General features: G+C 58.8%; 22 protein-coding genes. 8 read left to right on the top strand and 14 right to left on the bottom strand.

Annotated elements, in window-relative coordinates; genetic code table 11:
- The first annotated feature begins 34 nt into the window (after positions 1-34).
- The 3 genes from D1823_RS17100 (at position 35) to D1823_RS17090 (ending at position 4,585) form a co-directional block, all read left to right on the top strand.
- A complete protein-coding gene (locus D1823_RS17100; protein WP_117872122.1) occupies positions 35-2,854 on the top strand; it encodes a molybdopterin oxidoreductase family protein in 2,820 nt (939 codons plus the stop codon).
- Between the two features lie 109 nt (positions 2,855-2,963).
- Positions 2,964-3,713, top strand: coding sequence for a 4Fe-4S dicluster domain-containing protein (locus D1823_RS17095; protein ID WP_117872120.1), 750 nt, complete (start codon positions 2,964-2,966; stop codon positions 3,711-3,713).
- Positions 3,713-4,585, top strand: a complete 873-nt coding sequence (locus D1823_RS17090; protein ID WP_117872118.1) for a DmsC/YnfH family molybdoenzyme membrane anchor subunit — start codon at positions 3,713-3,715, stop codon at positions 4,583-4,585. The genes D1823_RS17095 and D1823_RS17090 overlap by 1 nt, the downstream gene beginning before the upstream one ends.
- A gap of 132 nt (positions 4,586-4,717) precedes the next feature.
- Here the strand turns inward: D1823_RS17090 and dapA are convergent, their stop codons facing one another.
- Positions 4,718-5,590 carry a 4-hydroxy-tetrahydrodipicolinate synthase gene (dapA, locus tag D1823_RS17085; RefSeq protein ID WP_117872116.1) on the bottom strand — a complete coding sequence of 291 codons (873 nt, stop codon included), beginning with the start codon at positions 5,588-5,590 and terminating at the stop codon, positions 4,718-4,720.
- A gap of 134 nt (positions 5,591-5,724) precedes the next feature.
- Between dapA and D1823_RS17080 the strand changes: the two genes are divergently transcribed.
- Positions 5,725-7,698, top strand: coding sequence for a lytic transglycosylase domain-containing protein (locus tag D1823_RS17080; RefSeq protein ID WP_117872114.1), 1,974 nt, complete (start codon positions 5,725-5,727; stop codon positions 7,696-7,698).
- Here the strand turns inward: D1823_RS17080 and D1823_RS17075 are convergent.
- Together D1823_RS17075 and mnmD are read right to left on the bottom strand one after the other, a co-directional pair.
- Positions 7,672-8,541, bottom strand: coding sequence for a DMT family transporter (locus D1823_RS17075; protein ID WP_117872111.1), 870 nt, complete (start codon positions 8,539-8,541; stop codon positions 7,672-7,674). The genes D1823_RS17080 and D1823_RS17075 overlap by 27 nt on opposite strands.
- The gene (gene mnmD, locus D1823_RS17070) at positions 8,538-9,203 is read right to left on the bottom strand and encodes a tRNA (5-methylaminomethyl-2-thiouridine)(34)-methyltransferase MnmD (RefSeq protein ID WP_117872109.1); all 666 of its coding nucleotides are present in this window, start codon (positions 9,201-9,203) and stop codon (positions 8,538-8,540) included. Before mnmD ends, D1823_RS17075 begins: the two co-directional genes overlap by 4 nt.
- 55 nt (positions 9,204-9,258) lie before the next feature.
- Between mnmD and D1823_RS17065 the strand changes: the two genes are divergently transcribed.
- Positions 9,259-10,296 carry an FAD-binding oxidoreductase gene (locus D1823_RS17065; RefSeq protein WP_117872107.1) on the top strand — a complete coding sequence of 346 codons (1,038 nt, stop codon included), beginning with the start codon at positions 9,259-9,261 and terminating at the stop codon, positions 10,294-10,296.
- Here the strand turns inward: D1823_RS17065 and D1823_RS17060 are convergent.
- From D1823_RS17060 to D1823_RS17045, 4 genes are all read right to left on the bottom strand, one after another.
- Positions 10,288-11,079, bottom strand: a complete 792-nt coding sequence (locus D1823_RS17060; RefSeq protein ID WP_117872105.1) for an acyl dehydratase — start codon at positions 11,077-11,079, stop codon at positions 10,288-10,290. The genes D1823_RS17065 and D1823_RS17060 overlap by 9 nt on opposite strands.
- A 15-nt stretch (positions 11,080-11,094) precedes the next feature.
- A complete protein-coding gene (locus tag D1823_RS17055) occupies positions 11,095-11,637 on the bottom strand; it encodes an NADPH-dependent FMN reductase (RefSeq protein WP_117872103.1) in 543 nt (180 codons plus the stop codon).
- Positions 11,638-11,769: 132 nt separating this feature from the next.
- Positions 11,770-12,441, bottom strand: a complete 672-nt coding sequence (locus D1823_RS17050; protein ID WP_117872101.1) for an OmpA family protein — start codon at positions 12,439-12,441, stop codon at positions 11,770-11,772.
- A gap of 126 nt (positions 12,442-12,567) precedes the next feature.
- The gene (locus D1823_RS17045) at positions 12,568-13,260 is read right to left on the bottom strand and encodes a YafY family protein (protein ID WP_117872100.1); all 693 of its coding nucleotides are present in this window, start codon (positions 13,258-13,260) and stop codon (positions 12,568-12,570) included.
- Positions 13,261-13,366: 106 nt separating this feature from the next.
- Between D1823_RS17045 and D1823_RS17040 the strand changes: the two genes are divergently transcribed.
- Positions 13,367-13,558, top strand: a complete 192-nt coding sequence (locus D1823_RS17040; RefSeq protein WP_117872960.1) for a hypothetical protein — start codon at positions 13,367-13,369, stop codon at positions 13,556-13,558.
- A 2-nt stretch (positions 13,559-13,560) separates the two neighbouring features.
- Here D1823_RS17040 and D1823_RS17035 read toward each other — a convergent pair whose 3' ends face one another.
- Positions 13,561-14,208: an RluA family pseudouridine synthase gene (locus D1823_RS17035; RefSeq protein WP_117872098.1), complete on the bottom strand. Its 648-nt coding sequence runs from the start codon at positions 14,206-14,208 to the stop codon at positions 13,561-13,563.
- A gap of 96 nt (positions 14,209-14,304) precedes the next feature.
- On the opposite strand from D1823_RS17035, the gene D1823_RS17030 reads away from it, so the two are divergent.
- Positions 14,305-14,715 (top strand): nuclear transport factor 2 family protein, encoded by a 411-nt coding sequence (locus D1823_RS17030; protein ID WP_117872096.1) that lies wholly within the window; start codon positions 14,305-14,307, stop codon positions 14,713-14,715.
- A 2-nt stretch (positions 14,716-14,717) separates the two neighbouring features.
- Complete coding sequence (locus tag D1823_RS17025; protein ID WP_117872093.1) at positions 14,718-15,428, top strand: SGNH/GDSL hydrolase family protein; 711 nt, start codon at positions 14,718-14,720, stop codon at positions 15,426-15,428.
- On the opposite strand, the gene rarD is transcribed toward D1823_RS17025, so the two are convergent.
- The 6 genes from rarD to D1823_RS16995 form a co-directional block, all read right to left on the bottom strand.
- The gene (rarD, locus tag D1823_RS17020) at positions 15,419-16,324 is read right to left on the bottom strand and encodes an EamA family transporter RarD (RefSeq protein WP_117872091.1); all 906 of its coding nucleotides are present in this window, start codon (positions 16,322-16,324) and stop codon (positions 15,419-15,421) included. The genes D1823_RS17025 and rarD overlap by 10 nt on opposite strands.
- 263 nt (positions 16,325-16,587) lie before the next feature.
- Entirely contained in the window at positions 16,588-19,041 is a 2,454-nt protein-coding gene (locus D1823_RS17015) for an FAD-dependent oxidoreductase (RefSeq protein ID WP_117872089.1), read from the bottom strand.
- A gap of 89 nt (positions 19,042-19,130) precedes the next feature.
- Positions 19,131-20,108 carry a GlxA family transcriptional regulator gene (locus D1823_RS17010; protein ID WP_117872087.1) on the bottom strand — a complete coding sequence of 326 codons (978 nt, stop codon included), beginning with the start codon at positions 20,106-20,108 and terminating at the stop codon, positions 19,131-19,133.
- An 8-nt stretch (positions 20,109-20,116) separates the two neighbouring features.
- On the bottom strand, positions 20,117-21,010 hold the full coding sequence (locus D1823_RS17005) for a homocysteine S-methyltransferase family protein (protein WP_117872085.1): 894 nt from the start codon (positions 21,008-21,010) through the stop codon (positions 20,117-20,119).
- 11 nt (positions 21,011-21,021) lie between these two features.
- Entirely contained in the window at positions 21,022-22,074 is a 1,053-nt protein-coding gene (locus D1823_RS17000) for an alcohol dehydrogenase family protein (protein WP_117872083.1), read from the bottom strand.
- 85 nt (positions 22,075-22,159) lie between these two features.
- On the bottom strand, positions 22,160-22,384 hold the full coding sequence (locus D1823_RS16995) for a hypothetical protein (protein WP_117872081.1): 225 nt from the start codon (positions 22,382-22,384) through the stop codon (positions 22,160-22,162).
- Positions 22,385-22,386: the final 2 nt, after the last annotated feature.

Below are 22,386 nucleotides of genomic sequence, written 5' to 3'. Positions count from 1 at the left end.
ACAGTCCTCCCGACACAACCGACAGGACCCGCCAATGACCCATCAGCAGCCGATCCTTGAAACGTCTCCGAAAGTTTCGGACGAGGTCCGCAAAACCACCTGTTATATGTGCGCCTGCCGCTGCGGCATCAACGTTCACATGAAAGACGGCAAGGTTGCCTATATTGAAGGAAACCGAGACCACCCGGTCAACAAGGGTGTGCTGTGTGCCAAGGGCTCTGCCGGGATTATGCAGGTCAACGCCCCCTCTCGCCTACGCAAACCGCTCAAGCGTGTCGGCCCACGCGGCTCGGGTGAATTTCGCGAAATCGAGTGGGACGAGGCGCTCAGCACTGCTGTTGGCTGGCTGAACGAACTGCATGAAACCGCACCGCAAAAGCTGGCCTTCTTCACTGGCCGCGACCAGAGTCAGAGCTTCACCAGTTTCTGGGCCCAGAATTTCGGCACTCCGAACTATGCAGCCCATGGCGGCTTCTGCTCGGTCAACATGGCCGCCGGCGGTATTTACACGATGGGTGGCGCGTTTTGGGAGTTTGGTCAGCCCGATTGGGATCACACCAAACTGTTCATGCTCTTTGGCGTGGCCGAGGATCACGACAGCAACCCGATAAAAATGGGGATTGGCAAGATCAAGGCACGCGGCGCGCGGATGATCGGCGTGAATCCTATCCGCTCGGGCTATAACGCTGTTGCCGATGACTGGGTCGGCATCACACCCGGAACGGATGGGCTGTTCATTTTGTCGCTGATCCACGTGCTGATGAAAGCCGGCAAGATCGATCTGGATTACCTGAGCCGCTATACCAATGCGCCGGTTCTGTTGAACGCTAGCGAGGGTGCGGAAAAGGGTCTGTTCCTGCGCGACGAGGACGGCAAGCCGCTGGTTATTGATCGCAAAACGGGCAAGCCAACCGCATTCGACAAGCCCGGCGTGCGCCCGGACCTGTCGGCGACCTATGACAAGGACGGTGTGACGCACCGTCCCGTTTTCCACCTGATGGCCGAGAAATACCTCAGCGACGAACACGCGCCCGAGGCGGTGGCCAATCGCTGTGGCATCCCCGCCCAACGTATCCGGGCTATTGCCGCCGAAATCGCCCGGGTCGCCTTTGACGAAGCGATCGAACTGGATCAGGAATGGGTTGATTTTCGGGGTGAAAAGCACACCAAGATGACTGGTCGTCCCGTCAGCTTCCATGCCATGCGGGGCATTTCGGCCCATGCCAACGGATTCCAGACCTGCCGCGCTCTGCACGTGCTTCAGATCCTGCTGGGAACAGTCGAGGTGCCAGGCGGTTTCCGCTTCAAGCCACCCTACCCCAAACCGGTTGAAGCGCACCCGACCCCCCATGGCGACAGGCGACCAGGACGCCCGCTGAACGGCCCGCATCTGGGCTTTCCACGGGGTCCCGAAGACCTGCTGCTGGACGACTGCGGTACACCTCAGCGCATCGACAAGGCATTTACCTGGGAAAACCCGATGTCCGTGCACGGGTTGATGCATATGGTGATCTCGAACGCGGCTGCCGGTGATCCCTACAAGATCGACACGCTGTTCATGTATATGGCGAACATGTCGTGGAACTCCTCCATGAACACCAAAGGTGTGATGGAGATGCTGACGGCCAAAACCGAAGACGGCAATTACGTCATCCCGCGCATCATTTACTCCGATGCCTATTCTTCGGAAATGGTGGCTTATGCCGACTTGATCCTGCCCGACACCACCTATCTCGAGCGGCACGACTGTATCTCTCTGCTGGATCGCCCGATCTGCGAGGCCGACGCCGCAGCAGACGCCATTCGCTGGCCGGTGGTCGAACCCGACCGTGACGTGCGTGGCTTCCAGTCGGTTCTGATCGAACTGGCCAACCGCATGAGCCTGCCGGGTTTCACGAATGAGGACGGCAGCCCAAAGTGGAAAGACTACGCAGATTACATCGTCAACCACGAACGACGTCCCGGCATCGGCCCGCTGGCCGGCTTCCGGGGGCCGGACGGCGACAAGGAAGGCCGCGGCGAAGTCAATCCGAACCAGCTGAACCAGTATATCGAAAACGGCGGGTTTTATGTGGCGCATATCCCGGAAGGCGCGGATTACTACAAGCCGTGGAACACCGCGTATCAGGACTGGGCCGTGGGGATGGGCATCTATGACAGCCCTCAGCCCTATCTGTTCCAGCTCTATTCCGAACCGATGCGCCGTTTCCAGCTGGCTGCCGAAGGTCACGGAGACCGCCAGCCGCCCGAGCACCTGCGCCAGCGCATCAAGGACACCATGGATCCGCTGCCGATCTGGTACGAAACCGACCAGCAGGGCAATGAAGGCTTCACCGTCAACGCCCTGACCCAACGCCCAATGGCCATGTATCACAGTTGGGGTACACAGAACGCTTGGCTGCGCCAATTGCACGGGCACAACCCGCTTTATGTCCCGACCAAACTAATGCGAGAACACAACCTGCAAGACGGAGACTGGGCAAAAGTCAGTTCCCCCCATGGTGAGATCACCGTGCCTGTGATGGAGATGGCCGCGCTGAACGACAACACGGTCTGGACGTGGAACGCAATCGGCAAACGCAAAGGTGCCTGGGCCTTGCAGAACGACGCGCCGGAGGCGACCAAAGGTTTCCTGCTCAACCACCTGATTCACGAATTGCTGCCGTCCAAAGAAGATGGAATGCGCTGGGCCAACTCGGACCCGATCACAGGTCAGGCGGCATGGTTCGACCTGAAGGTTAAAATCGAAAAAACCGACGCGCCCGCCGATGCGCAAAGCCAGCCGAATTTCGACCCGATCCAATCTCCGGTCGGAACCGGCCCTGAGAACCTGGTCTGGAAGGTGGGCAAATGACCCGGATCCGCACTTTATCTGGCCAAAAATACCCCGGGGGTGAATTGAGCCGCAGGCTCAAGAGGGGGCTGACCCCCTCACCTGCCCCCCACAGCAGAGGTTCACTGACATGACCCAGCTACCAAACTCCACCGACCGCAAGATGGGTCTGGTCATCGACCTGGACACCTGTGTTGGCTGCCACGCCTGCGTTGTTTCCTGTAAAGGCTGGAACACTGAAAACTACGGGGCCCCGCTTTCGGATCAGGACGCCTACGGTGCAAACCCTTCGGGCACCTTCCTCAACCGCGTGCATTCCTACGAAGTGCAACCTGCCGATGGGCACGCCCAGCTGATCCACTTCCCAAAATCCTGCCTGCATTGCGAAGACGCGCCCTGCGTTACCGTTTGCCCCACCGGAGCCAGCTACAAGCGGGTCGAGGATGGCATCGTGTTGGTCAATGAAATCGATTGTATCGGATGCGGCCTGTGCGCCTGGTCCTGCCCCTACGGTGCGCGGGAACTGGATATGGCCGAAGGCGTGATGAAGAAATGCACACTTTGTGTTGACCGCATCTACAACGAGAACCTCCCAGAAGTCGACCGTATCCCCTCCTGTGTTCGCACCTGCCCTGCGGGCGCAAGGCACTTTGGCGATCTGGGCGACCCTGACAGCGATGTCAGCCAGCTGGTTGCAGAACGAGGCGGCATGGATTTGATGCCGGAAATGGGCACCAAACCCGTCAACAAATACCTGCCCCCGCGCCCCAAGGACACAGTGGAAGACCAGATCGACATACTGGCCCCCCTGCTGGCACCCATCGCCGACGAGCCCAAAGGGTTCCTCGGCTGGCTCGACAAGACGTTGGAGAAACTCTGATGCATCCCGCACCCTCCGTCATCCTGTTCACCACCCTGTCAGGTCTGGGATTTGGACTGCTGTTCTTCCTTGGCCTGGGGTTTCCGGCTGTCTCGGGTTGGATAGCTTTTGTGTTCTTCGCCATTGCCTATGGTCTGGCCGTCGGCGGGCTTTTGGCCTCGACGTTCCACCTCGGCCATCCGGAACGGGCCTTGAAGGCCTTCACTCAATGGAAAACCAGCTGGCTCAGCCGTGAAGGTTGGTGTGCCGTACTCGCGCTGGTCATCATGGGACTCTATGCGATTGGCGTGGTGTTTCTTGACCAACGCTGGAGTTTTCTGGGTTGGATCGGCGCAGTGCTGTCGCTGGCCACAGTGTTTACGACCTCGATGATCTACACGCAGCTCAAGACCATCCCACGCTGGAATATGAACCTGACACCCGCCATGTTCCTCAGCTTCAGCCTGGCCGGCGGTGCATTGCTGGCTGGTCAGACAAGCGCAGCTCTACCTCTGCTGCTGATCGCGGCGCTGGTGCAGATCCTGTACTGGCGCAAGGGGGATCAGGCGTTTGCATCATCGGGAACGGACCTGGGAACAGCCACCGGGCTTGGCGCACGCGGCTCCGTCCGCGCCTTTGAGCCGCCGCATACCGGAACCAATTATCTACTGCGGGAGTTTGTTCACGTGGTGGGTCGCAAACACGCAGAGAAACTGCGGGTAATCTCGTTTGTTCTGGCCTTTGTACTGCCGGTTTTGCTTCTGCTATTGCCGTTCAATCACGTCTTCGCCCTGTTGGCTGTGGCATCCCACCTGGCAGGCGTGGCAACGTCGCGCTGGTTGTTTTTTGCGCAGGCCGAACATGTCGTCGGGCTCTACTACGGGAAACGGTAGAGGGGCTCTGCCCCCATCGCGGCAAGCCGCGACTTCCCCGGGATATTTTTAGCCAGATGAAGTCTGGATACATCGAAAAAAGGGCGGCGCTCAAGGTTCGAGGCCGCCCTTCGTCGTATTCTGAAATACCAGTCAGATCAGGCCAGCATGGGCCATTGCGGCCTCAATTGCATCCTTGGTGCTGTCTTCCAGCTCGGTCAGAGGGGAGCGGACTTCGGTACTACAAAGGCCCAGTTTGCTGAGCGCATATTTGGCACCGACAAGGCCCGGCTCGATGAAGATCGCCTCATGCAGCGGCATCAGTTTGTCCTGATACTCCAACGCTTTTGCATAATCTCCAGCCAGCGTGGCCTGCTGGAATTCGGCGCAGAGCTTGGGTGCCACGTTTGCAGTCACCGAGATGCAGCCAACACCACCATGGGCATTGAACCCAAGGGCCGTGGCGTCTTCGCCGGACAGTTGGCAGAAATCTGCGCCACAGGCAGCGCGCTGCTGGCTGACACGGGCCAGGTCGCCCGTTGCATCCTTGACCCCGACGATACGGGGAAGCTTGGCCAGTTCACCCATTGTGGCAGGCGTCATATCAATGACTGAACGGCCTGGAATGTTGTAGATGATGATCGGGATATCCGCGGCCGCATGCAGAGCCTCGAAATGCGCGATCAGACCGCGCTGAGTCGGTTTGTTGTAATACGGCGTAACGACCAGCGCGGCATCCGCCCCGACTTTTTCAGCGAATTGAACGAAGCGGACAGCTTCGACCGTGTTGTTCGACCCGGCACCGGCAATGACCGGAACGCGGCCCGCGGCCGTTTTGACAACCTCTTCGATTACCGTTTCATGCTCTTCGTGGCTGAGCGTCGGGCTTTCGCCGGTGGTTCCGACAGGCACCAGCCCGGTCGAACCTTCGGATATCTGCCAATCCACAAAATGTTTGAGCGTCTTCAGGTCCAACTCGCCGTTGTTGAACGGGGTGACGAGGGCTGGCATCGAGCCTTTGAACATGACACGCTCCTTCAAGGTGCATTTTGCTGTTTTTGCGCCGCGGTCTCTCACGTTTCCAGCTTTGTGAGTTGATCCCGGCGACACACGGTTTATCCTCACAGGCTCTATCCTCGGTTGGTTGGGAAATGCAAGGGATGACACGCTTTCTGGCACTGTTGACTGCTGTGATTCTGTATTTGGTGACAGCACCGCACTCTGCGCAGGCAGACGCTTCGGCTGATTTACGCGCCGGGCTCAACGAGATGCGCAAAGGCGACTGGAACGCCGCATTGCGCGTATCCGGCCAGCGGGGTTCCGTATCGCGCGATATCATCGTCTGGCACTGGCTGCGCGAAGGCTTCGGCAGCTCTGGCGACGTACTGGTGTTTCTTGAACGTCGCCCGGACTGGCCCGGGCTGGCATGGCTGCGCCGCAAGAGCGAGCCTGTTTTCACCGGAGCCGATCCGGACAGGGTTTTGAAATTCTACGCCGACATGCCGCCTCAGACAGCAGAGGGCGCATTGAACTATGCCGTTGCCCTGAAAGCCAAGGGACGCACCGGAGAGGCGGAGGCTGACATTGTGACCGCCTGGCGCACCATGCCAATGGGCTCGGGCCTGCAAAGGAGCTATCTGGAGAACTTTGCCACATTGCTGAAACCGCATCACGCAGCGCGGTTGGACAGAATGTTGTGGGACGGTCATCTTGTGAGCGCCGGGCAGATGTTGCCTTTGGTCAGTTCGGACGAACGTAAACTGGCAGAAGCGCGCATAGCGTTGCAGAAACGCCAACCCGGCGTGGACACCAAGGTGTCGGCAGTTCCGAAGTCTCTGGCAGATGCGCCGGGGCTGGCATTCGACCGTTTTGTCTGGCGCGACAAGAAAGAGCTGGATGACAGCGCCGTCGATCTGATGCTGGCGCGTTCAACCGGGCCTGACGCCTTGGGTGAGCCCGACAAATGGGCCGAAGGACGACGCCGGCTCGCCCGGCTGGAGATGCGATCAGGCCGTGCGGCGCGCGCATATGATGTGGCCGCCAATCATCACATGACCCCTGAGATGGGATACGGCTATGCCGATCTTGAGTGGCTGGCCGGGTTTCTGGCTCTTCGAAAGCTGAATGATCCAGCCACGGCCGTTCGCCATTTCCAGAATTTTTTGGACGCGGTCAAATCTCCGATTTCAAAAGGGCGTGGTGGCTATTGGCTTGGGCGCGCCTACGCGGAACTGGGTGACGCGGAAAAGGCGTATGACGCCTACGCGATTGGGGCTGATTACCAGACCTCATTCTACGGCCTGCTGGCTGCGGAACGGATAGGGCGGCCCTTTGATTCGGAAATTGCCAATCCGCGTCGCGCACCGCATTGGCGGCAGGCGGAGTTTGCCGATTCCAGCGTTTTAGAGGCCGGGTTGCTACTGCTGAAAGACGGAGAAGCAACCCTGTCTGAAAGGTTCCTGACCCATCTGGTCGAAGGCCTTGATCCAGTGCAGGCCAGTCAACTGGGCGATCTGGTGATTGAACTGCAACAACCGCATCTGGCCGTAATGATCGCCAAACGGGCGGCGACCAACGGTACTGTCCTTCCTGCGGCCTATTACCCGGTTCACCCGGTGGCCGATATTCGATTGCCTATGGCAAAGGAAATGACACTGGCCATCGCGCGCCGCGAAAGCGAGTTCGACCCGGTTGTTGTCAGCGGTGCAGGAGCGCGCGGTCTGATGCAGGTAATGCCCGCCACGGCCAAGCTGGTTGCAGGTGAGTTGGGCATTCTCGGCGGCCATCAAACCGGGCGATTGACCACCGACTGGAAATACAACGCAAAGCTTGGGGCCAACTACCTTTCCGGTCTGGCGGCCGATTTCAACGGCAACGTGGTGATGATGGCCGCGGGGTATAACGCCGGGCCAAGACGACCGATCTCGTGGATGGAACGCTATGGTGATCCGCGCGCTGGCGAGGTTGATATCGTCGACTGGATCGAGACGATCCCGTTCAGCGAAACGCGGAACTACGTTATGCGCGTGACCGAAAGCCTGCCTGTCTACCGTGCCCGCCTGGGGCAGGCCGCCCTTCCGATTCCTTTTTCGCAGGAGCTGATCGGTTCATCTCTGGCGGCGTTCGCGCCATAAGGTGAACAGGCCTGCGGCCACGACGATGGTTGCTCCCGCCACGACTTCGGGGCGCAACATTTCACCAAAGATCGAAATTCCCAGGATCGCGTTCCAAACCAGGTGGAAATATGCAAAGGGTTGAACCGCACTGGCTTCGGCCATCTCATAACACTTGATCAGCAACCAGTGCCCGAATACCCCACTGACGCAAAGCAGCGCCATCCAGAGCCAATCGCCGCGCGCCATCGGCTCCCAGAACCACATGCCAAACACGGTCATCGCCACGGCACCGGCGACACCGGTCCAGAAAAAGCTGGTCGCCGCGCTGTCCTTGCGGGCAACATATCGCGTCAAAAGACCATAGATCGCAAACAGAAACGCAGAGATCAAAGGTATGACAGCCCACGGGTTAAAGACCCCGGCACCCGGTTGCAGAATGATCAGAACTCCGATGCATCCTACGCCGATCGCGACCCACCGCCGCCATCCGACATTTTCACCCAGAACCGGCCCGCTCAGCGCGGCGACAAGCAAAGGATAGCAGATGAAGACGGCCATACTGTCGATCAGGCCAAGGACCGTAAACCCGAACACCGCGATGCATATTTCGGCAGCCAGCAACACGCCCCGCACAATCTGCAAACCCAACTGATTGGTCTTTGTGGCCGCCTTCAACCCACCTGGGGCCCGCGCAGCCAGAGCGATGACGAAAGCCGCAAAGAACCAATAGCGGATCATGACCACCATGTAGGTGTTGTAGGTTCCGGCCAGATGGCGCGAGATACCGTCCTGCAGGGCAAAGACAATCGTCGCGCCCACCATCAAGCCGATGCCCGCGCCTACATTGTTCTTCTGGGTCATGCCTTGTGTGCCCGCGTCATGTGCCGCTTGCGGCCATAGCCGGGCGTGCGGGTAACGTTGAAACCGGCACCCTCAAGCCCCCGACGCACAAAACCAGCGGCCGTATACGTGGCCGCCGTCCCCCCCGTGGCAGTGTGGTTTGCCACTTCCTGCATCAGGTCCGCACCCCACAATTCAGGGTTCTTGGCCGGTGAAAAGCCGTCGAGAAACCAGGCATCTGCCATACCCTCCCAGTTCGGCAATGTCTCGCGCGCGTCGCCGATCACCACCTCAAACTGAAGCGACTCCAATGTACATGTGCGCCCCGTCCAATGCACCAGAAACCGGCTGCTCCACGGATGCAATTCAGGAAAGGACTCAAGCGCACGTTGCATGTCTTCCACGGCCATGGGAAAGGCTTCGAAACTGGTAAAACGCAATGGCCCTTTCTGGCCGGATGCCTCCCATTCTGACCAGGCCGTCAGCAGGTTCAGGCCGGTGCCAAAACCCAACTCGGCAATGTGAAACCCTGGCGTAAACCGCGCAGGCAAATCATTTCCCGCCAGAAACACATGGCGCGTCTCTTCCAGCCCGTTCTGCAACGAGTAATAAGGGTCGTCGAAGCAATCCGAGACCGGGATCTGATCTTCGGTCCACGTCAATTTGGCGCGCTGGTCTGCCATCGGGGAATCCTGTAGCTAAGCGGCGCGACACTGAACAACGTAAAGGAAATTGGCAATGGTCGATGTGACGGTTCGCGGCGCAGGAATTTTCGGCCTGTCCATCGCCTGGATTTGTGCGCGACGCGGCGCAAACGTGCAGGTTGTCGATCCGTTCGGACCGGGCGCGGGATCCAGCGGAGGTCTGGTCGGCTCGTTGGCCCCGCATGTGCCGGAAAACTGGAACGCCAAGAAAGCTTTTCAGTTCGACAGCCTGATTATGGCTGAACCGTTCTGGCGACAGGTCGAATACACCGGCGGGGTTTCTCCCGGCTACGGCCGGCTGGGCCGTCTTCAACCAATCCCGGACGCGCGTGGTCTGGAATTGGCCCGCCAACGCGCAGGAACCGCAGATGAGCTTTGGCAAGGCCGCGCGGAATGGCGTGTCGTCACCACGGCCCAAGCGGGTTCATGGTGCCCGCCCAGCCCCACAGGTTTTGTCATCCGGGATACGTTGACGGCACGGATACACCCAAGGCGGGCCTGCGCCGCTCTTGTCGCTGCTCTCGAAGTCATGGGCGTCCAGGTTGTCAGAGATGGCGATGACAACAAGGGACAAATTGTCCACGCTACCGGCATTGCAGGATTACAGGAACTGAACACAGCCTACGGCAAGACCATTGGGAACGGTGTCAAAGGACAAGCCGCCCTGTTGCGCTTCGACGCGGGAGAAGTGCCGCAACTATTCGCCGACACGGTTCACATTGTGCCTCATGCTGACGGAACACTTGCGATAGGATCAACCTCGGAACGGGACTACGATGACCCAACCAGCACGGACGAGTCGCTGGATGATGTGATCGACCGCGCCACGCGTGCACTGCCTCTGTTGCATGGGGCCGAGGTGATCGAACGCTGGGCCGGAGTGCGCCCACGCAGCAAAAGCCGTGCGCCGATGTTGGGGGCACATCCACTGCATCACGGTCAGTTCATCGCCAATGGCGGGTTCAAAATCGGGTTCGGCATGGCCCCCAAAATCGCCGAGGTCATGGCCGATCTTATGCTGGAAGACCGGGATACGATCCCTGATGAGTTCCGGCCCGAAGCCTCACTGTGACTGTACGACGGCCTGCATGCATTGCCGCCCGTCAGGGCCGCGCACCCACATGTTTTCATTTCTCCGGCACAACTGGGCGGTTTCGAAATGCATCAACGGTGAAGTCGCACGGAACGAAAACGATGCAAGCGGACCGCTCAGGTCGACCGCGAACAGCATCAGAAGTTGCGCCAATAGCGGCCCGTGCACGACCAGCCCGCCGTATCCTTCCACATCGCGCGCATAGTCCAGATCATAGTGAATACGGTGGCCATTGAAGGTCAGAGCCGAGTAGCGGAACAACAACGTTGAATCGAACCCGACTTCGCGGACATCAGTTTCATCGGTGCGCGCTCTGGGCGGTTGAGGCATTTCAGCATCCGGCGCAGGATCTTCGCGATAGACGAGATCCTGCCACTCTGTCAGGCGCAACTGACCGTTCTGCCAGATCTCGTGCCGTAAAGTGACAAAGCCCAACGGGCCGGACCGCCCCACCTTGGTGCCTTGACTTTCAAGAACCGATTTCTTTTCGGCGGTGATCCCTGCAACCAATGGCGCGTGAAAGGTCAACCGCCCCCCGGCCCACATTCTGCGCGGCAACCCCATATCCGGGATCAGGCCCCCAACCTTGGGATGCCCATCCCTGCCCAATGCGGCAGCCGGTTGCGCGGTCCAGAAATAAAGCTGATGGAAGAAGGGCGGCAAATCCGAACCACTGGCGATCGTAGGCACAGCGCCCAGCGCCACCTGAAATGCGGCCGCTCGCGCCGGGTCCAAGAGATCGGTCTGTAGCTCTTGCGTCATTTGCCTGACCCGCGCTCAGAAACCGGCCTCGGCCCGAAGTTTCTGCATCAATTCATGCAAAGGCTTTTCGTATCGATCCGAACGCAGCTTCCCCTGATCGTCGAACTCACTCGAACTGTTCGCCAGATGGATTTCGGGCCCCTGCTGGATGCGCGGCTGAAAGGGAACCATACAGGCCCGCAGGATCATCTGCGCCCGTTCCCCGCCTGCACGACCAGCGGCCGCCGACATTACCGCAACCGGTTTGTCGGCCCATGGATTGCCTTGCGTACGGCTGACCCAATCCAGCGCGTTCTTCAGAACGCCTGATGGACCCTTGTTGTACTCAGGTGTCGAAATGATCACCGCATCGGCTTGCGCGATCTGATTGGCCAGCGTCTGAACCGTCTCGGGAATCCCTTCTTCGTCTTCCAGATCACCATCGTAGAGGGGCAGGTTCAAATCCGCTTCGACAAAGCTCACCGGATCGAACAACCGTGCCGCCTCGCGCAGAAGCTTACGGTTGGTCGCGTTCTGGCGCAGGGACCCGGACAGGCCAAGAAGGGTCGGTTGGGACATCGGGAAAGCTCCGTTTCTGTGTTTGTCGCAAGTTAGACCGAGTTCACCCTGATCCAAACCCCATTTGACGCACAGTCAATGCGCGAACGGGGCCGCCCAAAGGGCGACCCCGCTGTTCACAGTACGCAGTGGTTACGCGTTTCCGCTGGGCACCACGACAATCTCGACACGCCGGTTTTGCGATTTTCCTTCCGGCGTGAGGTTGGAGGCGACAGGGTTGTTTTCGCCCTGCCCGATCGTGCGAATACGGTTGTAGCTGACACCATTGGCCTGAAGAATATCGGCCACGGCATTTGCGCGACGCTCTGACAGGCCCTGATTGTATGTTGCGTCTCCGTCGCTGTCGGTATGACCGATGATCTGCACGTTCGAGTTCGGGTAGTTAACCAGGTTCTGGCCCACTTTCACCAGATCAGACCGCAGCGCCGGGCGCACGGTCGAACTGTCGGTGTCAAAGGTGATATCATTCGGGACCGTCACAATCAGGCGATCGCCTGCGTTGACGATTGTAATTCCGTCATTTGCCAGCTGTTGACGCAGCTCCGCGGCCTGCTTGTCCAGTTGATTGCCAATCACACCGCCCCCGGCAGCACCGATTGCAGCACCGGCCAGCGCACCAAGACCCGGGTTCGAGTTATTGGCAATCGCCCCGATACCAGCGCCAACCAGACCACCCAATACGGCGCCCTGTTTGGCGTTCTGGTTCGGATCGTTTTGTACTGTCAGCGTGGCCGGATCGGTACAGGCCGCCAACACAAGGGCTGAACACAAGCCTGTGGCCACGAAAAACTTGGAAATCGTCATGATATCACCTTCTGCTCCAGCACCCGTTATTCGGGCATGCTTCGTTTTCCTCAGTATATCACTGTGCAGGCTTGGTGGCTCAAGCAACAATGCGGTGAAGTAGGCGAATACCCGCCAAACACGTATTCACACCGATTCAACGAGCGTTTCTGTATTCTGCTGTTCCTGCCAGAGATCGCGCAACGACCTGCTCTGTCCTGAAAAGCTTTCTTCCGTGCATTCGCTGGACCAGATACGGTCGGTGCGGAAATGGCGAAAGCCGTTGCGCAGTTCACACCAGCCTGCCAGCATCGTGCATTCGATGTGGTAGATCAGCGCCAGAGGACGCACGACCCGGGCCGTGCGTTCGCCTTCGCCATCTTCATAGGTGATACGAATTTTCCGTTCTGCCCGAATGGCCTCGCGGTAATGTGCGATCGATACACAACCCTTTTCCGGATCGTCCGCCGGGGCACCCCATGGCGCCACCTGTAGCCAGTCTGCAGGACAATGCAGCGCGTCTATCTTCTGGCATATCCGGTTGGCGGCCCTTTGCAGGTGGCTGTCGCCGGTACGTGCAAGAAGGGACAGGCCAACCCACAAAGCCTCAACTTCTTCTGCATCGAAATTGAGCGGCGGCAAATCGTAGCCGCGTCGCATCACGTACCCAATACCGGCCTCTCCTTCGATGGGCGTCCGTTGCGCCTGTAACTCGGCAATGTCCCGATAGACCGTGCGCACGGACACCTCCAACCTTGCGGCCAGCGCCTCTGCCGTGACCGGAGCGCCCGCAGCCCGCAGGATCTGGATGATTTCAAACAATCGGGTCGAACGGCGCATGGCATCCTCCTGTCAACATGCTGACACCCTAGCACACCCCACTGACAAGAAGGTGTCAGGAGTGATGGGCCAGATTGGAATGGCATCGAAAAAAGGAGCACGAAAAATGCCTTACTTCGACACCCACGTCATGATGACACTCAGGCTGGGGCAATGGTCTCAGGACCACACCCTGCGCGCCTTCGAGATCGAGCGCGAAATCGCCATGGCCCGGCAGTGCAAGCAACCTGTTTCAAAGAAACGATCAAGACGTTTTTCGCTGGGAAATCTGAAGATGCTCTGGACCAGCACGGCGTGAAATCAGAACTCGGGCCGGGCCCGAAACTTCATCGAAACCCCACCTTCCGGGTGCTTCAGGCGCAGCTCTTCTGAATGCAGCATCAATCTGGGGAAGTCCAGCGCATCGCCTGTCGCATAGAATGGATCGCCCAGGATCGGGTGGCCCAGCGCCTGCATGTGAACGCGAAGCTGATGAGACCGGCCCGTTTTGGGAAACAGACGCACACGCGTCGTATCGCCTTCGGTCTTCACAACGCGCCAGTCCGTCACGGCAGGTTTGCCCGTCGCATGACAAACCATCTGTCTGGGCCGGTTGGGCCAGTCCACAATCAGAGGCAGGTCAACGGTACCGGTCTTGGGTTCCAGCTGCCCCCAGACACGGGCTACATAGGTTTTGCGGGTCTGACGCTGCTCGAATTGCATGCTCAGGTTGCGCTGCGCGTGCGGCGTTTGGGCAAAGACCATGACACCGGACGTATCCCGGTCCAACCGGTGCACCAGCAGTGCTTGTGGAAATGCATCCTGCACACGGGTCAACAGACAATCTGACAGATGCGCGCCCCGTCCCGGAACCGAAAGCAAGCCCGAAGGCTTGTTCACCACGATCAGCTGCGCATCTTCATGCAACACATCCAGCGGGGTTTGAGGGGGATCATAGGTGTCGCTCATGCAGGGTGCCTATCCCAGCTCGTGACCTCCCGCAACGTCGTCCTTGCATGCCCGCCCATGTTCGGTGACCTTCACCCCAAAAGCGGAGGAGATGCCATGCACCCGACAATTGAACGCATGCAAGAGGTTGTCGCGAAAGGCGATGAGGCCTTGATCCACGAACTCTTGGCCGAAGATGTGCAGTTCCTGCCACCAACCTACTACAGCACCTGGACAGGGCGCGCTCCGGTCGCTGCCGTTCTGGGGCATGTCGGGCAGGTGTTTTCAGGTTTTCGTTATCGGCGCGTCATGGGCGACGGGAAAGACTGGGCGTTGGAGTTCCAATGCAAAGTCGGTGATCTGGATGGTATCGGCGTGGATCTTGTTACGCTGAATGACAGCGGGTTGATTCAGACTTTCGAAGTCGTCATGCGCCCCTACAAAACGGTGGGTGCCTTGCGCGATGCCATGATGGCGCGGGTCATGACCGACGCTCGTTTTCTTGAATTCAAAAACGCGCTGAGCTGACAATGCCGCGTTCCTTATCTGTCGATCAGATTTTGCGGGTGCCTTTGCTTCCGGTGCTTGCCGCGCAGGGCCTATCGGTGCGACGGAACGCTCAGCTGCTGCCGGAACCGACCGGCGCGCGCGAGGGCCGCAGAGGTCGCGGGCCGCGTCTGCGGCTTCTGATCATCGGTGATAGCTCGGCAGCCGGAGTGGGCGCAGGCACGCAGGATCAGGCGTTATCCGGACATCTGGTCAACCGTCTGGCCAGGCACTACGCGGTCGAATGGCAGCTGGAAGCGGCAACCGGGCACACCACCCAGGATACGATTGACCGCCTGACGCAAATAGATGGCGAATTCGATGCTGTCGTTACGGCACTCGGAGTCAATGATGTCACCCGAGCCGTGACACGTGGGCAATTTACAAGCCGCCAGACCCGTCTCATCCGCTTACTTTCCGAAGGCCTGGGCGCTCGTCGCATCGTCGTAACCGCTGTCCCGCAGATGAACAGGTTTCCGGCCTTGCCTCAGCCGCTGGCCTGGGTGCTTGGATGCCAGGCCGCGCGCCTGGACCAGGGGCTGCAAGAGGTTGCGGCTGCTTTTCCGCATGTTCAACACCTGCCACTCGACCTGCCGGACGACCCGGCGCTGGCTGCACCGGATGGCTATCATCCCAGCCCCCGGGCGTATGCGCTTTGGGCAGATGCAGCCGCGCGTCTGTTGCTTCAGGCCTGAGTGCGCACCTGCCGGATCAGAGGGATCGAGTAAACAACCAGAGCCGCCCAGATCAGTGGGAACGCAATCATCCGGCCTGTGTCTATCTTCTCACCGAACAGGGTTATTGCTGTAATGAAAATCATGGTCGGCGCAATGTATTGCAGGATGCCCATCGTGGACAGGCGCACCAGTTTTGCGCCATTTGCGTAAACCAGCAACGGCACGGCCGTCACAACCCCGGCGCAGGACAACAATAGAGTGTCCGACATCGCCACGCCGAAATGACCTGTGCCCTGCACACCCAGAAAGGTGATATAAACCAGTGCCGGAATCAAAAGGATCAGGACCTCAAGCAGAAAACCCTGGTTCGGCCCAATCGGCAGCGAGCGTTTGAAAAACGCGTAGAACCCCCAGCTGACCATCAACCCAAGAGCGGCCCAAGGCAATCGACCGGCTTCTACCACAAGTACCACCACACCCATCGCAGCCAACCCGACCGCGAAAAGTTGTGTCCTTGTCAGGGGTTCCCTCAACAAGACCGCCCCCAGCGCAATACTGAACAGAGGGTTGATGTAATATCCCAGCGCAGCATCCAACGCGTTACCCGTAGAAATGGCCCATACGTAAATCGCCCAGTTCACGGAAATTAGCGCAGCTGTCAAAGCGGCCATGCCTAACATCTTCGGATTGCCAAGCGCGGCCTTCAGATCCCGGGTTCGGCCCAGTACCACTAGCAACAAACCCGCCACGGGTACTGACCAGATAACACGATGCGCCACGACCTCGACCGGCCCCATATGATCCAACGCTTTCATATACAGAGGCAGGAACCCCCACAGGACATAAGCCGTGACTGCCAACGCAAGTCCTTTTGGTGTGTCCGTGTTCTGAGTAGGTAAGAGCGGGTCAGCCACATCGGGTCTCCGGTTGCTACCGGTTCGGTTTACGGCAGAACTGAACAGGTTGAAAACTCTGAAAACAGTGAAGTGTCACATAACGATGTTTGATGAGTTATCGGACCACGCTTTTCAGGTGACGTCTGAAATGCGAGGCTCTGCCTCGCGCTCCGGGATATTTGGGGCCAGATGAACAAGGGGAACCAATCTTCATCTGGCCGAAAATATCTTGGGGGAGTCGCCGAAGGCGGCGGGGGCAGAGCCCCCACCGAACACCATGGTCACACCTTCACCCGTTCGGATTTGGGATCATACATGGGTTTGAGTGACGCTTCGGCTTTGACCTTCACGCCACACACGTCGATCTCGTAGGTCGACGCCAGAACGTCGGCGGCTTTCTCTCCCTGGCATGGCACGTAGCCCAAACCGATGGCGCCGCCGAGAGTATGGCCATAGTTGCCGGAACTCAGGTAGCCCTCGTACTCCCCATCCCGTACGATGGGTTCATTGTGGAACAGCAGTGGTTCGGAGTCTGTCAGGCGGAACTGGACCAGACGGTTCCGGGGACCGCTTTCCTTGCGCGCAATCACGGCCTCACGCCCAATGAAATCGCAGCCCTTGTCCACCTTGACTGCAAAGCCCAAACCCGCATCGACGACGTGATCTTCGCAGGTGATGTCGTGCCCGAAATGGCGGAAGCCCTTTTCGATCCTACAGCTGTCCATCATGTGCATGCCGCACAGCTTGAGCCCCATGTCCTGCCCCGCCTCGTGCAGGGTTTCAAAGACGTGGCCCGCCATGTCGGAGGATACATAGATCTCCCATCCAAGCTCACCCACATAGGTGACGCGGTGGGCACGGGCGAGACCCATGCCGATCTCGATTTCCTGCGCGGTGCCGAAGGGATTTGCCGCGTTCGAGAAGTCGTTGGGCGACACCTTTTCCAGCAAGGCCCGGGAATTCGGGCCCATCACCGCCAAAACGCCTTCACCCGCCGTGACATCGGTGATGACCACGTTGAAATTGCCAGAATGGCGCATCATCCAGGTCTGATCCGCCAGACGGGTCGCTGCCGGAGTGACCACCAAATAGGAAGTCTCGGTAAGACGTGTCACGGTGACATCCGCCTCGATTCCGCCGGAACGGTTCAGAAACTGCGTGTAGACGATCTTGCCATTGGGCACTGCGTAATCGCCGCCACCGATATAGTTCATGAACTTTTCGGCATCGGGACCCTCTACGCGGATCTTGCCAAACGAAGACATGTCGTACATGCCCACATTTTCACGCACAGCTCTGTGCTCAGCCGCGGAATTCTCGAACCAGTTCTGGCGCTTCCAGCTGTATTTGTAATCGCGCTCTTGCCCTTCGTTGGCGAACCAGTTGGCGCGCTCCCACCCGGCCATTTCACCCATCACGGCGCCCTGTTCCAGCAGGTGATGGTGGAACGGAGTCCGGCGAACACCGCGCGCGGTGGCTTTCTGGCGGAAGGGGTAGTGGTCGGCATAGAGCAGGCCCAGGGTCTCTTTCGAGCGCTCGAACAGGTACTGCTTGTTCCCTTGAAACGGTTGCATCCGACTGATGTCTACATCGCCCAGATCGAACGGTTTTTCGCCCGTATCCATCCATTCAGCCAACGCCATGCCTGCACCACCGGCCGATTGAATGCCAATCGAATTGAACCCGGCGGCAACCCAGACATTGTCCATCTCGGGCGCCAGACCCAGATGATAGGCATCATCAGGCGTAAAGCTCTCGGGGCCGTTGAAGAAGGTGTGGATGCCCGCCTCGGCCAGCATCGGCATCCGTTCGCAGGCGGCTTCGAGGATCGGTTCGAAATGGTCGAAATCCTCGGGCAGCTGGTCGAATTCGAACGTGTCCGGGATGCCATTCATCGCCCAAGGTTTCGCGTTGGGTTCAAACGCACCCAGCAGGATTTTACCTGCATCTTCTTTGTAATAAGCACATTCGTCCGGCACACGCAGCACCGGCAGCTGGGTCAGACCATCGATGTTCTCGGTCACAATGTAGAAGTGTTCGCAGGCATGCAGCGGAACGTTCACACCGGCCATGCGGCCAACTTCGTGGCCCCACATGCCCGCGCAGTTTACCACCATGTCACATTCGATATGGCCCGAGGCGCTGCCGTCATCCGCGACCCAGTCCACACCAGTAACCGACCGGCCCTGCCTGACGATATCGGTGACCTTAACCCTCTCTTTCACCACGCCTCCGCGCTGGCGCGCGCCCTTGGCGAGAGCCAGCGCAATATTGGCCGGATCACCCTGCCCGTCGAGCGGCAGATAGACGGCACCTTTGACGCCCTCGAGATTGATGTGCGGATACAGCTCCTGCACGCGCTCATTCGAGATTTCTTCGACCTCGACACCAAACGCCCGTGCCATCGCAGCCTGACGATAGATTTCCTCTTTGCGTTCTTCGGTCAGGGCCACGGTGATCGACCCGCACCGCTTGAATCCCGTAGCGACGCCAGTTTCCTCTTCCAGCGCGCCATACAGCTCTTGGCTGTACTTCGCCAGCTTGGTCATGTTTGCCGTGGCGCGCAGCTGCGCAATCAGACCTGCCGCATGCCAGGTGGTGCCACTGGTCAGCTGCTTGCGTTCCAGCAGCACGACATCTTTCCAACCCTTCTTGGTCAAATGATATGCGACCGAGCATCCGATGACGCCACCGCCGATGATGACCACACGGGCCTTGCTGGGAAGATCAACCATCCTGAATTCTCCGCTGTGTCAGGTTTGGAATAAGTTGCCATGGAAGATCGTCAACAAATGCACCAAAAACGTCACGAAATCGGCAGTTTTCACCGATGTGTCGCCGCGCGCTTTTCCCGGCGCACGACAAAGGGCGTGACCCCAAAGAAGCTTTTGTAGACGGACGAAAAACCGTTCGGAAAACCACATGCCAATCCAATTTCGCGAACGCTCATCGTGGTGTTCAGCAATAGGTTATTTGCCTTGGCCAGTCGCATTTCCCGGTAGAAACCGTTGGGAGTGGTTCCAAAAAAGGTTTTGAACTTACGCTCAAGGGACCGGTTCGACAGGTGCAGCGACTCGACAATCTGATTGATCGGCAGGGGGTCTTCGATATTGGCCTGCATGAGCTTTATGCACTGATCCAGCTTCGAATCTCCCGTCGCGGTCAACTTGGCGCCTGAGAATGGCTGCATCGAGGCGAAATCACGGATGTTCTCATGCAACATGATGTCGGCCACGGTCATCTTTGCAGGTCCCGAGATATGACGTCCGATCACTGCCAGGGCGATATCGGTTGTGGCCTCCATCCCGGCACATGTCACCACTGCGCCCTGTTGGGTTGCGATCGACAGTTTGGCTTCGAACCGGGCTCCGCGTTCCCGCAGGAACGATGCGTTCTCCCAATGGGTTGCCAAGTCGTCTGTACCCTGTTCGTCGATATAGCGGCTGGCGGCTTCGGCCAGCAGGAACACCTTGGCGTCCCGGAAGGTATAGTCCGACACCACCCGTCCCAACGACAAATCCGGGTGATCCGGATCTGAGTTGCCGATTACGAACAGGTAGTCCGCCTTAGGCAGTGACGGCACCGCTTCTGTTTGAACCACAGCGTCACTGCTGCTGGCAATCGGGCCACCTTTGAGCGAGCGATAGGTGAAGGTGAACGGAGGGCTTGGGCATACACGGTTGGCCAGCCTCAACACCTCAACCAACGAAGCCAGCTCCAACAACACGAAGCCCGGCGCGACAAGGATGTCGAAATGCCGGATGGCCTGATTTGGTGCTGCCGAAGTTGGTTTTGCCGCCATTTTCTTGTTCAGACGATGTTATGACCGGCGGCCCGCAACCGGTTCGCCAGTTCTTCGATATGATCCGGTCCGATTTCGCAGCACCCACCCACAATCGTTGCCCCCTGATCGACCCACCGCATCGCCTGGTCCGTATAAGCCTTGGGGCTGAGGTCATGGCGCTCTTGCAGGGCATCCACGGTCGGCGCGTCCTGAAGGAAGCCATCTGAAATATGCGTAAATCCATTGGCGTAGGCCCCAAAAGGCCGATTCATGCCGGACAGAACCTCCAGCGCCGCCGGGATCGCCTCGGGGCGGGAACAGTTGATCAACACGGCATCAGGCGAAAACTCTTTCACCAGCGGAGCAATGTCCGCCAATGGTTCGCCGGACCTGAGAAAGCCGCCATCGTCATCATTGACCGAAAGGGACAGCCAAACCGGTTTTCCGCATCCGGCCGTGCCTCGCAGTGCGCCCTCGGCTTCCTGTATCGAAGACACGGTCTCGATCAGAAACAGATCGACCCGAGCGGCCATCATGGTCACAAGCTCGGCGAACTTTTCAGCCGCGTCTGCCGGGTCCGGGTTAAGATCGGGTCGATATGATGCCAGCAACGGCCCCAATGCACCCGCGATCCGCCCCTCGGTTTCCGTGCGGGCACGTTCGGCCTGTGTCAGGGCAGTGTCGATCAGGGTGGGCATGTGATCTTCCATCCCCACCCGCACCAGACGAGAGCGATGCACGGCATAAGTATTGGTTGTCGCGACCGTCGCACCCCGACGGAAATAGTCGCGGTGCACTTCTCCGACCAAATCGGGGTGATCGATCATCACGCGCGTCGACCACAGAGGTGTCGCCCGGTCGCCACTGCGTTTTACCAGTTCCTGCCCGATAGAGCCGTCCAAAAGGGTGATATCTGCCATGTCGTTACTCCTCAGGGCACCAATACCAGTTTTCCCGGAAGAGTCTTTGACTGAAAGTCGGCCTGTGCAATGCCAATATCCTTCAGCGGATAGGTCCGGGAAACCAGCGGCATGATCCGTCCGGTATTCACCAGTTCCACAAGACGGGCAAAGACTTCGGGTGCCTGATGCGTACACCCTTGTATGGTTATGTCGCGCAGGTAGATGTCGCGCAGATCAGCTTCAACAATCGGGCCAGCTATTGCCCCCGAAACGGCGTAGTGCCCGCTGGGTTTCAGGGAAAGGATCAGCGATGGCCATACGGGGCCACCCACAACGTCGATCACCACATCGAACATATCTTGCGGCAGCGGGTCGTTCCGGTCAAACGTGTTCTCTGCCCCTTGAGACTTCACGATTTCTGCTTTGGCCTCACTTGTCACACCCCAAACCGACGCCCCGCGCAGTGCGGCGAGTTGCACCGCCGCCAGACCTACGCCTCCTGAAGCGCCGGTGATCAAAACCTTTTGTCCTGCGGTAACACCCGCACGGGTCAATAGATTTTCGGCCGTGCCAAAGGCGCAAGGAATGGCTGCGATTTCCACGTCCGTAAGGGGCGAAGCGCTAACATCATAAAGATCATCCGCTTCAACAAGGCAGTATTGGGCAAAAGCCCCGTCGATCTCGGAACCAAGCGCAATGAAGCCCTGCGGGTTTCCAGGGCGTGGGCGCGGAATGTTTATCGGACATGTCACGCGCTGGCCTTGTTCGAAACCTGCCCCGACACCAACCGCCTCAACAATGCCGCACAGGTCACCACCCTGAATGCGGGGAAAGTGCAATGCACCGCCCCAACCACCGGCTTCAACGTCCTGATCAACGGCATCCGTTGCACCGGTGACATCCGATGAGTACCAACCGACCCGCGTGTTGATATCCGTGTTGTTCACTCCCGCAGCGGCGACACGGACAAGAATTTGCCCTGCCCCGGGTTCAGGAACGGGGATATCATCACGCCATTCCAGAACCTCGGGTCCGCCGTGGCCGGTCAGGTAGACGCCCGACATGGTTTTCGGGGTCGTCATCTCAGACCTCATCATCCGACTGATCCGGACCGTGGATCGTGATCTCCCGCCCATATCGATATCATCCACCATCAACCATCAACCATCAACCATCAACCAGGAACTCAACCTCGCCTTCCAGAATACAGAACGTTTCTGCGCGGCTGTCATGACAATGAAGGCCAAGCGCGATGCTGGCCTTCAGATTGTCTTCTACAGTCGCAAACGCCACGTCTGTGTTTTGACCCAACACCCTTAAGTAGGTGTGGTCGTTCTCTCGGTCATAGTCGGGACCCTCTCCCGGTCCCGGTTTGGCGCATCGATTGCTCATGG

Source organism: Ruegeria sp. AD91A (genome assembly GCF_003443535.1).
In the GTDB taxonomy this organism is placed as follows: domain Bacteria; phylum Pseudomonadota; class Alphaproteobacteria; order Rhodobacterales; family Rhodobacteraceae; genus Ruegeria.
The sequence above is the reverse complement of the archived record's forward strand: the minus strand, read 5'-3'. Positions and strand labels throughout refer to the sequence as shown.

Bases quoted from the DNA above. Each gene is read 5' to 3' on its own strand.
- D1823_RS17030 (WP_117872096.1), top strand. From the start codon at position 14,305: ATGCACCCGACAATTGAACGCATGCAAGAGGTTGTCGCGAAAGGCGAT.
- D1823_RS17005 (WP_117872085.1), bottom strand. From the start codon at position 21,010: ATGGCAGATATCACCCTTTTGGACGGCTCTATCGGGCAGGAACTGGTA.
- D1823_RS17075 (WP_117872111.1), bottom strand. From the start codon at position 8,541: ATGACCCAGAAGAACAATGTAGGCGCGGGCATCGGCTTGATGGTGGGC.
- D1823_RS17060 (WP_117872105.1), bottom strand. From the start codon at position 11,079: ATGACGCAAGAGCTACAGACCGATCTCTTGGACCCGGCGCGAGCGGCC.
- dapA (WP_117872116.1), bottom strand. From the start codon at position 5,590: ATGTTCAAAGGCTCGATGCCAGCCCTCGTCACCCCGTTCAACAACGGC.
- D1823_RS17065 (WP_117872107.1), top strand. From the start codon at position 9,259: ATGGTCGATGTGACGGTTCGCGGCGCAGGAATTTTCGGCCTGTCCATC.
- mnmD (WP_117872109.1), bottom strand. From the start codon at position 9,203: ATGGCAGACCAGCGCGCCAAATTGACGTGGACCGAAGATCAGATCCCG.
- D1823_RS16995 (WP_117872081.1), bottom strand. From the start codon at position 22,384: ATGAGCAATCGATGCGCCAAACCGGGACCGGGAGAGGGTCCCGACTAT.
- D1823_RS17010 (WP_117872087.1), bottom strand. From the start codon at position 20,108: ATGGCGGCAAAACCAACTTCGGCAGCACCAAATCAGGCCATCCGGCAT.
- D1823_RS17090 (WP_117872118.1), top strand. From the start codon at position 3,713: ATGCATCCCGCACCCTCCGTCATCCTGTTCACCACCCTGTCAGGTCTG.
- D1823_RS17015 (WP_117872089.1), bottom strand. From the start codon at position 19,041: ATGGTTGATCTTCCCAGCAAGGCCCGTGTGGTCATCATCGGCGGTGGC.
- D1823_RS17025 (WP_117872093.1), top strand. From the start codon at position 14,718: ATGCCGCGTTCCTTATCTGTCGATCAGATTTTGCGGGTGCCTTTGCTT.
- D1823_RS17000 (WP_117872083.1), bottom strand. From the start codon at position 22,074: ATGACGACCCCGAAAACCATGTCGGGCGTCTACCTGACCGGCCACGGC.
- D1823_RS17100 (WP_117872122.1), top strand. From the start codon at position 35: ATGACCCATCAGCAGCCGATCCTTGAAACGTCTCCGAAAGTTTCGGAC.
- D1823_RS17045 (WP_117872100.1), bottom strand. From the start codon at position 13,260: ATGCGCCGTTCGACCCGATTGTTTGAAATCATCCAGATCCTGCGGGCT.
- D1823_RS17040 (WP_117872960.1), top strand. From the start codon at position 13,367: ATGCCTTACTTCGACACCCACGTCATGATGACACTCAGGCTGGGGCAA.
- D1823_RS17095 (WP_117872120.1), top strand. From the start codon at position 2,964: ATGACCCAGCTACCAAACTCCACCGACCGCAAGATGGGTCTGGTCATC.
- D1823_RS17050 (WP_117872101.1), bottom strand. From the start codon at position 12,441: ATGACGATTTCCAAGTTTTTCGTGGCCACAGGCTTGTGTTCAGCCCTT.
- D1823_RS17080 (WP_117872114.1), top strand. From the start codon at position 5,725: ATGACACGCTTTCTGGCACTGTTGACTGCTGTGATTCTGTATTTGGTG.
- D1823_RS17035 (WP_117872098.1), bottom strand. From the start codon at position 14,208: ATGAGCGACACCTATGATCCCCCTCAAACCCCGCTGGATGTGTTGCAT.
- D1823_RS17055 (WP_117872103.1), bottom strand. From the start codon at position 11,637: ATGTCCCAACCGACCCTTCTTGGCCTGTCCGGGTCCCTGCGCCAGAAC.